14 protein-coding genes are annotated in these 13,255 nt (G+C 47.8%); 12 read left to right on the top strand and 2 right to left on the bottom strand.

From position 1 onward, the window contains the following. Nucleotides 1-44: 44 nt before the first annotated feature. Nucleotides 45-710 (bottom strand): hypothetical protein, encoded by a 666-nt coding sequence (locus TX77_RS03210; protein ID WP_044503389.1) that lies wholly within the window; start codon nucleotides 708-710, stop codon nucleotides 45-47. 160 nt (nucleotides 711-870) lie between these two features. Here TX77_RS03210 and TX77_RS03205 point away from each other — a divergent pair, with 160 nt between their 5' ends. The 4 genes from TX77_RS03205 to TX77_RS03190 are packed head-to-tail and all read left to right on the top strand — an operon-like array spanning nucleotide 871 to nucleotide 4,524. Further along, complete coding sequence (locus TX77_RS03205) at nucleotides 871-1,722, top strand: ParB/RepB/Spo0J family partition protein (protein ID WP_044503388.1); 852 nt, start codon at nucleotides 871-873, stop codon at nucleotides 1,720-1,722. 29 nt (nucleotides 1,723-1,751) lie between these two features. Then, nucleotides 1,752-2,282, top strand: coding sequence for a DUF4446 family protein (locus TX77_RS03200; RefSeq protein WP_044503387.1), 531 nt, complete (start codon nucleotides 1,752-1,754; stop codon nucleotides 2,280-2,282). 13 nt (nucleotides 2,283-2,295) lie between these two features. Beyond that, entirely contained in the window at nucleotides 2,296-3,306 is a 1,011-nt protein-coding gene (locus tag TX77_RS03195) for a M23 family metallopeptidase (protein ID WP_044503386.1), read from the top strand. Between the two features lie 48 nt (nucleotides 3,307-3,354). Further along, complete coding sequence (locus TX77_RS03190) at nucleotides 3,355-4,524, top strand: ABC transporter substrate-binding protein (RefSeq protein ID WP_071822300.1); 1,170 nt, start codon at nucleotides 3,355-3,357, stop codon at nucleotides 4,522-4,524. On the opposite strand, the gene TX77_RS03185 is transcribed toward TX77_RS03190, so the two are convergent. Next, a complete protein-coding gene (locus TX77_RS03185; protein ID WP_044503385.1) occupies nucleotides 4,512-5,234 on the bottom strand; it encodes a M48 family metallopeptidase in 723 nt (240 codons plus the stop codon). The genes TX77_RS03190 and TX77_RS03185 overlap by 13 nt on opposite strands. Nucleotides 5,235-5,319: 85 nt before the next feature. On the opposite strand from TX77_RS03185, the gene TX77_RS03180 reads away from it, so the two are divergent. From TX77_RS03180 to TX77_RS03145, 8 genes are all read left to right on the top strand, one after another. Then, nucleotides 5,320-5,874 carry a 3'-5' exonuclease gene (locus tag TX77_RS03180; protein WP_044503384.1) on the top strand — a complete coding sequence of 185 codons (555 nt, stop codon included), beginning with the start codon at nucleotides 5,320-5,322 and terminating at the stop codon, nucleotides 5,872-5,874. A gap of 180 nt (nucleotides 5,875-6,054) precedes the next feature. Then, entirely contained in the window at nucleotides 6,055-7,002 is a 948-nt protein-coding gene (locus TX77_RS03175; RefSeq protein WP_044503383.1) for a 2-hydroxyacid dehydrogenase, read from the top strand. 231 nt (nucleotides 7,003-7,233) lie between these two features. Beyond that, complete coding sequence (gene uxuA / locus TX77_RS03170) at nucleotides 7,234-8,313, top strand: mannonate dehydratase (protein ID WP_044503382.1); 1,080 nt, start codon at nucleotides 7,234-7,236, stop codon at nucleotides 8,311-8,313. Between the two features lie 14 nt (nucleotides 8,314-8,327). Next, the gene (locus tag TX77_RS03165) at nucleotides 8,328-9,929 is read left to right on the top strand and encodes a mannitol dehydrogenase family protein (protein WP_044503381.1); all 1,602 of its coding nucleotides are present in this window, start codon (nucleotides 8,328-8,330) and stop codon (nucleotides 9,927-9,929) included. Nucleotides 9,930-9,947: 18 nt separating this feature from the next. Beyond that, nucleotides 9,948-11,282 (top strand): gluconate:H+ symporter, encoded by a 1,335-nt coding sequence (locus tag TX77_RS03160; protein WP_044503380.1) that lies wholly within the window; start codon nucleotides 9,948-9,950, stop codon nucleotides 11,280-11,282. Nucleotides 11,283-11,297: 15 nt separating this feature from the next. Then, nucleotides 11,298-11,717, top strand: coding sequence for an HIT family protein (locus tag TX77_RS03155; protein WP_081651686.1), 420 nt, complete (start codon nucleotides 11,298-11,300; stop codon nucleotides 11,715-11,717). 61 nt (nucleotides 11,718-11,778) lie between these two features. After that, on the top strand, nucleotides 11,779-12,723 hold the full coding sequence (locus tag TX77_RS03150) for a sugar kinase (RefSeq protein WP_044503379.1): 945 nt from the start codon (nucleotides 11,779-11,781) through the stop codon (nucleotides 12,721-12,723). A 32-nt stretch (nucleotides 12,724-12,755) separates the two neighbouring features. Continuing rightward, on the top strand, nucleotides 12,756-13,255 hold a 500-nt coding region (locus TX77_RS03145; RefSeq protein ID WP_044503378.1), incomplete at its 3' end, for a bifunctional 2-keto-4-hydroxyglutarate aldolase/2-keto-3-deoxy-6-phosphogluconate aldolase.

Below are 13,255 nucleotides of genomic sequence, written 5' to 3'. Positions count from 1 at the left end.
TTTAACATAGATATTCAAGTTATGGAGACGGACGGTGTTATAATTTATTCTCCGCAGTGACCGGCCATGGCGCAGCCGCCGCAGGAACCGCCGCAGGAACTGCATCCGCCGGCTTCGGCAAAGTTAAGGCCAATCATACCGGCCACCGTTTTGCGGGGCATGAGCATGCCGCTGGGAAGAAGGGATACGCCTATCTGTTCGGCGTGGACGGCCTGGGCGATGTTGGCCGTCTGTCCGGCCGGCCAGTCGCCTGTTCCGGGGCTCATGGCCCATACGGCTTTATAACCTTTATCGGCACTGGCTTCATCGAGGGTTTCGACGAGCTGCTTGGTGTAGCCTGCCGTGGCAACGGCTGCGGCCGAATCGAGGGCTAAGCCTCGGGTGATTTCTTTATCCATGAACAGCTTGTCGATTTCCTGTTCCACGGCTTCGCCGAGGGTGACGGCATACATCAATACGATGGCCGAGTCTTCGATGAGCTGGCGGGCCGCTTGACTGTTGACGGTAAAAGGACTGTCGCAGAGTACCATGTGCGACGTATTATCGTAGAAGCACTGCTGGCACGAGGCCTGTGGTTTTGCCAGTTCCATGACGCGTTGGCAGGCTTCGTTTACAATATCATCGGACAGCTCTTGAGCGCCGCGCTGCTGGGCATATTCTTTGACGCTGGCAGCGTCTATTTCCTTTAAGGGATCTGTAAATAGTGGCATATGTTACATCCTTTCTGAATGAGGTATTTTTTCCTTATTATATCATATAACTTTCATAAAATTGGAGAAAAGATGAGAGAATAAATATTTGATTAAATGAGTGATAGACTATATACTATAATATAGACCTAAAAATAATTACGAGAGAAATGAGGTGGCCATGGTGGCAGGCGACGGTCATTCTGCGAAAAAGGAAGGAATCACTGAAATTGCTGTCGAATGTATTGTACCCAACCCCCGGCAGCCGCGTCGCTCCTTTGATGAAGCGGCTTTAGAGGCCTTAGCCGAGTCTATCCGCCAGCATGGTTTGGTTCAGCCCATTGTCGTCCAAAAGTCAGGACCCGGTCAGTACGAACTCATTGCCGGAGAGCGAAGGCTGCGGGCGGCCAGGCGATGCGGGCTGAAACTGATTCCGGCGATTATTCGTCGGTATACCCTTGCAGAAGCCGCTGAAATCGCGCTTATTGAAAATTTGCAGCGCGAAGACTTGGATGCGATTGAAGAAGGCCTGGCTTATGATCGCTTGATGACTGAGTTTGGTCTGACCCAAGAGCAGACGGCGCAGAAAGTTGGAAAAAGTCGCTCTCATATCGCCAATATGGTGCGGCTGCTGCAGCTGCCGGAAGCGATTAAAAGTTTGATTGTCGAAGGCAAACTGTCTATGGGACAGACTCGTCCCTTATTGCAGCTTCCGACGGAGAAACAGCAGTGCGAAGCGGCCCTTTACATCTTGAAATACGAGTTGTCCGCCCGAAAGGCCGAAGCTTTTGTACGGCGACTACTGGCTGAGAACGGTCCGAAACCGGAGCCCGATGCCCATCTGGCGCTCTTACAGGATAAGCTGAAGATGGCTTTGGGAACGGATGTTTCTATTCAGATGCGGCCCGGACCGGGACGAGGAAAAATTGAAATTTCATTTTCATCAGAAGCGGAGTTTGAACGACTGATGTCGATACTCACCGAAGAAAACGACGGCCGTGAGCGGTCGACCTTTTCTTCGTTTCATATATAATCTATTGGTATATCTACGGGAGGAACAAAATGTTTAATGTTGACATGCAGGTTGCTGCGATGGCGCTTGCCGGTATAGGCGGTTTGCTTTTATTGATTTTGCTCGTCTATATTGCCTTTTTACACTGGAAAATCAAAAAATTAGAAACGAAGTATACCTTTTTTATGCAGGATGAAACGGGAACCAGCGTCGAAGCGAAACTGCGGGATGATGTTGAAAAGCTGCACAATCTGCAGGGGACCCTGGATTTGATTCATCAGACACAAAAAGATATCATGGCTGTACAGAACCACTGTTTCCGTAAAATCGGTTTCGTAAAATACAATGCCTTTGACAATATCGGTAATAATTTAAGCTTTGCCTTTACGGTTCTCGATGGGAAAAATGACGGATTCTGTCTTTCCAGTGTGTATGGCCGCAATGAATCCCGTATTTTTGCAAAACCAATTGTCGACGGAAAGTGTCTTTATGGCATGAGTGAAGAAGAAAAAGAAAGCTTGGACAACGCTTTGAATTACAGCGGTGACATGCAGGCTGTTCAGAAGGATACGGAAGAATAAAGAGGGGAAAAAGGTGAAGTTCCAACTTAAGGACTATCCATGGATGAAGGCCCTGCAAAATTGGTGGCAGCGAGTAAAGCCGACGAAGATGCCGGCTTGGTGGCCTGCCTCTTTGCAGGTTGACCGGACCGAACCATTGGTGGTAACGCCGGAGCAGTATAAAAAATTCATTCGCATCGGAGTCGCGACAGCAATTTTCATTGTAATTGCTGTCGGCATTGGTATCTATGAATTCGTTTCGCTCCAACAGGCTAAAGACCAAGAAATGCTGCATGAACAGCAGCTGGAGCTGATGCGGGATAAGACGACATCGCTCCAAGAAAAAATGGATAAAATGGATGCACTCGACCAGGAACTGCGGCAAATGGTCAAGGGATCGGGGGCTGGTGACAGCCCAAAAGGTGACGGTGGCGTAGCAGGGGGACAGAAGAAATCTCCGGACCTTTCGAATGCCAGCTACAATGACCTGTTATTGGCCACCTCTCGTTTGGAAACGCGCAGCAATGCCCGTATTATCAGCTTTATCACCTTAAAGACCGTCCTTAGCGATACGGCCGGTCAACAAGTACTGCAGATGCAGCAAAACAGCCGTATGTACCAGGTCGGCGGCAATTCAGGCAGTCCCAACAGCGCCTCTACCGTGCCGTCTATTTGGCCGGTTACAGGGACCGTTACGTCTGAATTCGGGTATCGAGGGAATCCTATTGGCGGTGGTTCCGGCTTCCATGAAGGGATCGATATCGGCGTTGACTACGGTGTCCCCGTTCGGGCAACGGCAGCCGGCAAGGTTACCATGGCCGGCTGGGTCGATGGCTACGGTAACTTGGTTGAAATCGATCATGGCAACGGTTTTGTTACCCGCTATGGTCATAATTCCATGCTCCTCGTTACAGTCGGACAGGAAGTCCAAGCCGGATCTATTATTTCACTGGCCGGCAGCACCGGCCGAAGTACGGGACCTCACGTCCACTATGAGGTCCGGGTCAATGGATCGCCGACGAACCCCTTGCTGTTTTTGCCTTGATAAAAAAACTTTGGCAGACTTTTTTTCAAATGAGGAAGGAGGACTTTCATGAAAAAAAATGTTCAGTTCCTTGTCCTATTTGTCTTTTTGTCTGCCTTTTTGCTGGGCGGATGTACCTTTGTTCGCCAGTATACAGGCGTTCTCATCGGAACCAATCTGGCTCTGAGCGGAAAAGGGATGTCCTATTCGGCGTCAACCGAACGAGGCATCGAATTGGCGAAGGATATTGTCAATGAACGCGGCGGCCTGCTGGGCAAACCGGTACAGCTGGTATCGGTAGATAATCACGGCAAGCCCGAAGATGCCGTGGCTGCGATTCAGCAGCTGAACGTACGACACGTGTCGGCTATCATCGGTCCTGATATAACCGACTGTACGAGAGCCGTCATTCCCAATGTGGAAGCCGTTAAGATTCCCCTTATCAGTCCGGCCGGGACACAGCCCGATATTACTGTCGATATTCGGGCCAATGAAGTCTATCAATACATGTTCCGAGCAGCCTTTATCGACGCCTCTCAAGGTCGGGCTATGGTAGATTATGCCCGCCATAACCTTCATGCCGGCAGGGCGGCTGTCTTTTACTATCCTGATAAGATGTATGCGCAAGGACTGGCAGAATACTTTCGCAGTGCTTTTCTTGCCGGCGGAGGCGAGGTCCCTATCTTTCGAGCTGTATCGGATCCGGGAGAACTCGTTCAGGCTGTATCTGAATTAAAAGCCGACGGCGTCGATGTCATTTATCTGCCGGGATACGACGATTGGACGATTCCGGCTATTAAAGTATTGAGAAGTCAAGGAATCTCCGTGCCGTTATTGGGGCCTGACGGCTGGAACAGCCTTAAAATGGAAAGGGATATTGAGCCTCAATATCTGACGAATCTTTATTATACCGATCACTATGCCGGAAACGAGTCGAGTGAGGCTGCTCGTCAGTTCTCTCAAGCCTATTATGAAAAATACGGCGTTTGGCCCGATGGCTATGCAGCTCTTGGCTACGATGCCTTTATGATGACGGCTGCCGCCATTTCGCGCTGTCAGTCCGGGGATCCGACAGAGGTCGCTAAAGAATTGGTCAAGACGATTGACTACCAAGGGGCGACCGGGACGATTTCCCTTGACGCCAATCACGATGCGATTAAAGATGTGTTCATCCTGACTTTCAAAGACGGAGAGCCGGAACTTGCAGCGACGATTCCACCTGATTATCAGATGCAGTAGGGCAGATAGCGGTTCATGGCCTTGCGGCGCTCCTTCCAGTCCGGCATGCGGACGGTCATGACGTCATAAAAATGGCGGGAATGGTTGGGGTGGATGAAGTGGCAGAGCTCATGGAGCATGACGTGGTCAATGATGGCTTCCGGCATAATGACCAAGTAGGTGTTCATGGTCACGATGCCTTTTAGGGGCATGCACGAGCCCCAGCGAGAGCGCATGATTCGTTGTTTGAGGACCGGTTCTTTGAGGTTATATTCTTTAAATAAGGGCAGCATTCGTTGGAGACTGTCTGAAAAAAGGGGTGCTCCGATGCGCTGCAAAAGCTGATGATACAGTTTCTGCCTCGTCTGCGGCGTATCTTCCTTGAGTTCCATAAACACCGTGTCCTGGTTTCGCCGGATGGAATTGCGAAGGCCTAGACGGACGTCGAGACGGTAAGGCTTGCCTGTAATCAAGAGGGTTTCGCCGTCACTCAGTGTCAGGAAGGGAGAATTTTTCTGTTGTTCCTGCATCTTTTGGACGGCTCGGCAGATAAGGTCGCTCTTTTTTTGTAAGAAGGCTTCGATATACTCCCAGGGCACACGGGGCGATGCGGAAATGAACAGGGATCCGTCGCCTCGGATATGGAGATTGATGTTCTTTACTTTTTTGCGGACGACCGTTACGGAAAATGTCCGGTCCTGAGCCGCAAAGGTATATTGTTCACTGGTCATAGAAATACCTCGTACAGATAACGTAATCAGAATGCAGATTTTATTGTAAGTAGATTTTAGATTTTTGTCAAAAGGATGGTATCGTATGCTTGATTTTACGGCATTTGATTTTGAAACGGCCAATAAATACGCCAACAGTGCCTGCTCATTGGCGGCGGTCACCATGAATGACGATCAGTGTGTCCGCCAGGGCTATACGCTGATTCGGCCGCCCTTTATGGTATTCGACCCGGGAAACATTGAAATTCACGGGATTCAGCCGGAACAAGTCGCCCATAAACCGAAATTCGATGCCTTGTGGGGGAATATCCGAACCCATTTAGAAGGGCGGATTTTGGTGGCTCATTACGCCGTTTTTGATACGCGCGTCCTGCGCAGTCTCCTGAAGTATTACCATTTAGAAAAACCACAGGCTTCGTATGCCTGCACGGTAGAAATATCGCGCCGCGTGTGGCCGGATCTGCCCAACCATAAACTCGATACGGTTGCCGGTTATCTGGGCTATTCTTTCCAGCACCATCAAGCCCTTGATGATGCCAGAGCCTGTGCTCACATCGTCTTAAAAGCGGCTGAAGCCGTAGGCGCTTCGTCGATGGAAGAATTGTTGTGGGAAACGAATTTAAAATTAAAACAGCTATAATTTACTGTTGGCAGTCCTTCACGATTGCCGGCAGTATTTTTTTCCTTATTTTTGATGTATGCTATCTGTTTTTTGTATAGCATTACATTTTATATGCTTATTTTCCATAGAGGATTACAAATCCCTACTATCTGCGTATAATTAAGACAGTGATTACTATCCTGAAAGGAGCTTTTTAACATGAAAATCGTCTTATTAGAATCGTTAGGTATCAGTCAGGAGTTACTTGACTCTTATGTAAAACCGCTTACGGAAAAAGGCTATGAATTTGCAGCCTATGAAAGAAATGATGACGTCGCAGTCCAAATCGAAGAAGCAAAAGATGCCGATATCCTCATTATTGCCAATATGCCACTTAAGGCAGAGGTCATCAACGCCTGCCCGAATTTAAAATATATCGATGTCGCTTTTACCGGTGTCGATCACGTGGCCCTCGATGCGGCTAAAGCAAGAGGCATAAAAGTCAGCAACGCGTCGGGCTATTCGACCGTTGCCGTTGCAGAACTGACCATTGCCATGATGCTTGATTTACTGCGCCGCGTTCCTCAAGTCGACGCAGCCTGCCGGGCCGGAGGCACCAAAGCAGGGCTTGTCGGCAACGAATTGGAAGGGAAAACCGTCGGCCTTATCGGGACCGGTCATATCGGCCATCGCGTAGCCGAATTGGTCCATGCCTTCGGTGCTAAGGTCATCGCTTATAATGGTTTCTCCCATAAAGAAGATACGGAATTAATCAAGTATTTGCCGTTGAAAGAACTGATGGCCCAGTCTGACATCGTCAGCCTTCATTGCCCGGTAACGGAACAGTCTAAGGGCATGATTAACGCAGAAACCCTGTCTTATATGAAGCCGACAGCCTTCCTTATCAATGAAGCTCGCGGTCCGGTTGTCGTCTCAAAGGACTTAGCCGACGCCCTCAACAGTGGTAAAATCGCCGGTGCCGGCATCGACGTCTTTGAAAAAGAACCGCCCCTCGACACCGATCATCCCCTCCTCCATTCAAAGAACACCATCGTCACGCCTCACGTAGCCTTTGCGACGGCTGAATCGATGGCCAAACGCGCCGTTATCGTCTTTGATAATATCGACGCCTATCTTGCCGGAAATCAGAAGAATGTCGTCTTATAATTAAAATATACTCTAACGTACGTTCCAAGCAGGGCTGCTCTCACACGGCAACCCTGTTTTTTATGTGTAAAAATCATCTTACGAAATCAATCATTCTATTTCTTCAAGATGGGGAAGTTTTTATTGCACTGCGAACACTAGTATGGTAGTATGTAACCGTGGCAAAAATAAATGAAAACACAATAAAAATAAAAAGTTTATTTTTTAGTTACTATTAGGAGGAATTAATCTATGAGAATGACATTCCGTTGGTACGGAGAGAAAGATGACAAAATTACACTGCAGCAGATCGACCAAATTCCGGGCATGGATGGCATCGTCGGTGCCTTATTTGATATTCCTGTCGGTGAAGTGTGGCCGGTTGAACCGTTGATGCATATCAAGCAACAGGCGGAAGCCAACAACTTAGTATTTAAAGATTTGGAAAGCATCAATGTCCATGAAGACATTAAATTAGGCCTGCCGAGCCGCGACCAGTATATCGAAAACTATATTACGTCCCTTCGCAACGCTGCCAAAGCCGGTATCGAAATGGTATGCTACAATTTCATGCCTGTCTTTGACTGGACTCGGACGGAACTTGCTAAACCCTTGTATGACGGCTCGACGGTTCTCGCTTATGACTACCATCTCATTGCCGGTAAGACGCCGGAAGACATGACTCGGGAAATCCTTGATAATACGAATGGTTTTGTCCTTCCCGGATGGGAACCGGAACGGTTGAAAGAACTGTCCCACCTGATTGAACAGTACCAGGGCATGGATGAAGACGACCTGCGCAAAAATCTCGAATATTTCCTGAAAGCCATTGTTCCCGTTGCGGAAGAAGTGGGCATCAAAATGGCGATTCATCCCGACGATCCCCCTATTTCTGTTTTTGGACTGCCCCGCATCGTCAAAAACGAAAGTGACCTCATGAAGATTGCCAAGATGGTCGACAGCGAAAGTAACGGCTTTACGATTTGCACGGGCTCTCTCGGCTCGAACCGTCAAAACGATATTCCTCACATCATTCGTAAATTCGGTAAAATGGGCCGCATAAACTTCCTTCATGTCCGCAACATCCAGGTCCATGAACCGTGGGTCTTCAATGAAGTAGCCCATAAATCCCAGATTGGGAACTTAGATATGTATGAAATTATGAAAGCTGCTTACGACATCGGTTTTGAAGGCCCCGTCCGTCCTGACCACGGTCGTATGATTTGGGGCGAAGAAGGTCGTCCGGGCTATGGTTTATATGACCGTGCACTTGGGGCTAACTATCTCTGTGGCTTGTGGGATGCGATTAACCGTACATGCGGACAGTTGTAAAGGAGGTTTTATTCATGCTCCATTTAGAGCGCCAGAGTTTTATAAGAGACAAGGAAAAATGGGAGAAAAAAGGCTTTCAATTATATTCCTTTAATGATCGTCAGATAGCGGAGGAAACCAGTAATCATCCGACGTGGCTTCATGTAGGCGGAGGAAATATTTTCAGAGCCTTTATCGCACCGTTACAGCAGCAATTAATCGAAACGGGAGAAGAAAGCACCGGCATTATTGTAACTACAACTCATAATATGGCCGTTATTGATTCGGTGTATCGCCCTTATGATAATGTAAGTGTGGCCGTAACCATGCATCAAGATGGCCGATTTGATAAGAAGATTATCGGGAATATTGTGGAATCGTTGGCTTGTACACGGTCACGACAGGCCGATTGGGAACGGATGCAGGCTATTTTTACGGCACCATCCCTTCAAATTGTCAGCTTCACGATTACCGAAAAGGGATATAAACTGATAGATTATAATGGCAATTATTTTCCGGATGTAGCCCATGATCTCGCCAACGGACCTGAATCCACGGAAAGCGGGATGGGGAATTTAGCGGCCCTGACGTATGCCAGATATAAGCATGGAGAGTATCCCATGGCCTTCTTGAGCTTGGACAATTGCTCCCATAACGGGGACGTTATTAAAAAGGTAATTCATACCTTTGCCGATGAATGGGTGAAACATGCATTAGTGGAAGAAGATTTTCTTACCTATATAGACGAAAAAATCTCCTACCCGTACAGCATGATTGATAAAATTGTTCCCTCATATTCTGACAAGGTACAAAAATATCTGCAAGAATGTGAATTTGAGGACACTCAGATTATTTCGGCCGGAAATAGCAAATACACAGCCTTTGTCAATGCAGAAGAAGCTCAATATTTAGTGATAGAAGATGATTTTCCCAATGGCCGACCGGCATTAGAAAAAGTTGGCGTTATTTTCACGGATCGAGAAACGGTTAATAAAGTTGAACGAATGAAGGTCGGAACTTGTTTAAATCCTCTGCATACGACATTAGCTGTTTACGGTTGCCTTCTCGGATATACATTGATTGCCGATGAAATGAAAGACGCGGAATTGAAAGGATTGATTGAAAGAATCGGCTATGATGAAGGCCTTAAGGTCGTAGTTAACCCGGGGGTTATCGATCCGAAAGCGTTTATTACTGAATTATTGGACAAACGGCTTCCCAATCCTAACGTTCCGGATACACCGCAGCGCATCGCAACGGACACGTCACAAAAAGTGGGCATTCGCTTTGGCGAAACAATCAAAGCTTATGGCGATAAGGCCAAGACCCTGGAATATATCCCCTTAGCCATCGCCGGGTGGTGCCGCTATCTGTTAGGCGTCGATGACCGGGGAAATACATTTAAACTTAGCCCCGATCCATTGCTCAAGGAGCTGCAGGCCTTTTTACAAAGTGTGGTGTTGGGAGATATTTCTTCTGCCAAGGGGACGTTAAAGCCCATTCTTTCGAATACAGATATTTTTGGCAGTGACCTTTATGAAGTCGGCCTTGGTGAAAAAATTGAAACTTACTTCGAAGAACTCATTGCCGGGCCCCATGCTGTACGAGATACACTAAGAAAATATGTAACAAAATAATGTTTGGAGGGAGTAGTTATGGAAAATATTATGCCCGTTTTATGGGTAATAGTAGCGATTGTTTTACTGTTATTTATGACTGTGAAAATGAAGGTTCACAGCATGATTGCTTTGCTGCTTATTGCGATTTTCGTTGCCTTTATGGAAGGGATGGACTCTGTATCATTAGTTAAAACAATAACTAAGGGTGCGGGGAGTACTCTGGGCGGCGTCGGTCTTATTATTGTCCTCGGTGCAGCCTTAGGACAGTTAATGACTGATTGTGGTGCCTCTAAAAAAATTGCAGATACGATTGTTGCTCACTGCGGGGCAAGGACATTGCGGTGGGGCGTTATGTTTGTTGGTATTATCTTTGGGATTTCGATGTTCTTTGAAGTAGGGTTTATGGTTGTTGTTCCCTTGGTTGTCAGTATTGCCAGGGAAGCTAAAATTCCTTATATGTATTTAATTATCCCTGTCCTGGCAGGCGTTGCCCAAGCACATAGCGTATTTCCGCCCCAGCCCGGTCCGGTAGCCTTGGTCGATGCTTTTGGTGCCGACAGTGGGATGGTTTATCTCTTAGGGCTTGTTGTCGTTATTCCTTCTGTCATTTGTGCCGGACTTATTTTACCTCGCTTTTTGAAAGGCTTAGATACATTAGCCGCTCCAAAACTTGGTAATATTGACGAAACAGCACTTCGTGATTTTAAACTTCCATCCTTTGGTGTATGCTTACTGATCCCATTATTGCCGGCTGTTTTTATGATTGGACATACTATTATTTCTAATTTTATTATCAAAGACAGTCTTGTTTTCAGAGTCTTTGAATTTTTAGGCAGTCCGAATGTCAGCTTATTGGTTGCTGTTTTGGTTGCTATGTATGTTTTTGGTATTCGTGCAGGCCGTACTATTACTGAAACGTCTGAGACCATTACTTCTGCTATCAAGGGAATTTCTACGGTTGTAATGATTATTGGTGCTGGTGGCGTTTTTAAGCAGGTTATTGTAGATGCCGGGGTTGGGCAGCATATTGCGGCTTCTGTTGCCGGTACCTCTGTATCCCCCTTGCTGTTAGCTTTCATAATCACTGTTATTATTCGCTGGGCTACGGGCCAGGGAGCCGTTTCTGCTATTACCGCTGCCGGTATTGTTGCTCCTTTGATTCCTGTTTTTAATGTTAATCCGACGCTGCTCATGCTGGCCACGGCTGTTGGCAGCAATACGATTACCATGCCGAATGATGCCGCTTTTTGGATGATGAAGGAAACCTTCAATTTGACAATGGGACAAACCTTTAAGACATGGGGACTGTTGGAATTGGTCAACTCTGTTAGTGGTTTGGCTGTCGTATTAGTCTTATCTCTGTTTATCTGATTTGGAGTGATATAAATGATAGATGAAAATTGCGGATATTGCGTTAAAGGTGAACCGCTGGCTAAGTTTGGAATCTACGTTTGCGATTTATCGGTCAGTATGTTGGTTTTATTCAAGGAGCAGAGCCATCCCGGTCGCTGCATCGTCGCTTATAAAAATCATGTAAGCGAAATGACGGAACTTACGGATGAAGAAAGAAATGCTTTCTTTGCTGACGTTGCGCGGGCTTCGAAAGCGATTCACGCCGCTTTTCATCCGGACAAAGTGAATTACGGGGCTTATGCCGATACGGGACATCACTTGCATGTCCACCTGGTTCCGAAGTATAAAGATGAATTTGAATGGAACAGCACCTTTGTCATGAACCCTGACCGCGTTTACTTGACAGATGCAGCCTATGAAGAGATGATTGACAAAATAAAGAAATACCTATAAAAACAAGTAATCAGGGACTGTCTGCTGTGACAGTCCCCTTTTATCTCATGGAGGAATCAATATGAAGAATGTGCTTACTATTGGTGAAGCGATGGGGCTTCTCATCGCCGAAGAAACGGGTCCGTTGGAATCGGTGGAACATTTTTCCCGCCACGTCTGCGGGGCTGAATTGAACTATGCCGTCGGTATGGCTCGTTTGGGAAATAATGTATCGTATATCTCCAAGGTCGGGATCGATCCCTTTGGCCGCTGCATCGTCAATTTTCTGAAAGAAAATAATATTCACGAACAGTATGTATGGACCGATGATGGCCATATGACCGGCTTCCAGATGAAAGAAAAAGTTGCCGAAGGAGATCCGTTCGTGGCCAATATCCGCAAGCATACGGCATTCTCTCATTTTCAACCGGCTGACTTAGCCGGTATCGACTGGTCCGGCGTCGATCACCTTCATGTGACGGGAATCCCCCTGGCCTTGTCGCAATCGTGTCGAGAAACGGTTTATACTCTCATGATGCGGGCCCACAGTAAGGGCGTGCGCATTTCCTTCGACCCTAACCTGCGCCCTATGCTCTGGAAATCAGAGGAAGCCATGGCTCGGGTCATCAACGATGCTGCCCAGTACGCCGATATCGTCATGCCGGGCCTCGGTGAAGGCCGGATTCTGACCGGTCGGGAAAGCGAACAGGACATCGCCCGGTATTACCTGGAACGGGGCGTCCAGACTGTCGTCATTAAGCTCGGCGGCAGCAACGGTACCTATGTTCGGACGGCGAAGGAAGAATTGTACGTCTCCAGCTATCATGTGAAACACATTGTCGATACGGTCGGTGCCGGAGACGGCTTTGCTGTCGGTTTTACCAGTGGCCTTCTGGACGGCTTGAATTTGGAAGATGCTGCCCGCAGGGGCGCCGCTATCGGGGCCATGGCCATTCAGGTTGCCGGAGATAATGAAGGCCTGCCGACGAGAGAAAAACTGAAAGTCTTCCAGGCCAGCCATTCGTAATCGATTCGTGTGTGTGAAAGGAGTTCATCCAGATGGATAAGATAGAAGTCGTCAATAAAATTAAAGAAATCGGTGTCGTTGCCGTCATTCGCGGCAACAACCCGGAAGAAGCCGTTGCCATGTCGGAAGCCTGCATTAAAGGCGGCGTCACGGCCATTGAATTGGCATTCACGACGCCGCGGGCTCATGAAGCCATTCGGGAACTGGCTAAGAAATATGCCGATAATCCCGACGTCATCATCGGTGCCGGCACGGTCCTTGACGCCGTTACGGCCCGTATTGCTATCCTTGAAGGAGCTGAATTCATCGTGTCGCCGGCCCTCGACGTCGAAACAATCAAACTGTGCAACCGCTACCGCGTAGCTGTTATGCCGGGGACGACGACCCTTAAAGACGTCGTAACAGCCCTTGAATGCGGCGCTGACATCATTAAAATCTTCCCGGGTGAGGTTGTAGGCATGAAGGCTATTAAAGCCATCCACGGTCCCTTACCGCAGGCACCGCTCATGCCGACGGGCGGCGTTAACGTCGA

Origin of the sequence: Megasphaera massiliensis (assembly GCF_000455225.1) — a bacterium.
Lineage (GTDB): Bacteria > Bacillota > Negativicutes > Veillonellales > Megasphaeraceae > Megasphaera > Megasphaera massiliensis.
Note: the sequence above shows the minus strand (reverse complement) of the source record. Positions and strands in the feature narration are given on the sequence as shown.

Excerpts from the sequence above, each read along its gene's own strand:
- TX77_RS03205 (WP_044503388.1), top strand. The coding sequence starts at position 871 with ATGGTGGCAGGCGACGGTCATTCTGCGAAAAAGGAAGGAATCACTGAA.
- TX77_RS03185 (WP_044503385.1), bottom strand. The coding sequence starts at position 5,234 with ATGACCAGTGAACAATATACCTTTGCGGCTCAGGACCGGACATTTTCC.
- TX77_RS03210 (WP_044503389.1), bottom strand. The coding sequence starts at position 710 with ATGCCACTATTTACAGATCCCTTAAAGGAAATAGACGCTGCCAGCGTC.
- TX77_RS03200 (WP_044503387.1), top strand. The coding sequence starts at position 1,752 with ATGTTTAATGTTGACATGCAGGTTGCTGCGATGGCGCTTGCCGGTATA.
- TX77_RS03150 (WP_044503379.1), top strand. The coding sequence starts at position 11,779 with ATGAAGAATGTGCTTACTATTGGTGAAGCGATGGGGCTTCTCATCGCC.
- TX77_RS03165 (WP_044503381.1), top strand. The coding sequence starts at position 8,328 with ATGCTCCATTTAGAGCGCCAGAGTTTTATAAGAGACAAGGAAAAATGG.
- TX77_RS03155 (WP_081651686.1), top strand. The coding sequence starts at position 11,298 with ATGATAGATGAAAATTGCGGATATTGCGTTAAAGGTGAACCGCTGGCT.
- TX77_RS03190 (WP_071822300.1), top strand. The coding sequence starts at position 3,355 with ATGAAAAAAAATGTTCAGTTCCTTGTCCTATTTGTCTTTTTGTCTGCC.
- TX77_RS03180 (WP_044503384.1), top strand. The coding sequence starts at position 5,320 with ATGCTTGATTTTACGGCATTTGATTTTGAAACGGCCAATAAATACGCC.
- TX77_RS03160 (WP_044503380.1), top strand. The coding sequence starts at position 9,948 with ATGGAAAATATTATGCCCGTTTTATGGGTAATAGTAGCGATTGTTTTA.
- TX77_RS03175 (WP_044503383.1), top strand. The coding sequence starts at position 6,055 with ATGAAAATCGTCTTATTAGAATCGTTAGGTATCAGTCAGGAGTTACTT.
- uxuA (WP_044503382.1), top strand. The coding sequence starts at position 7,234 with ATGAGAATGACATTCCGTTGGTACGGAGAGAAAGATGACAAAATTACA.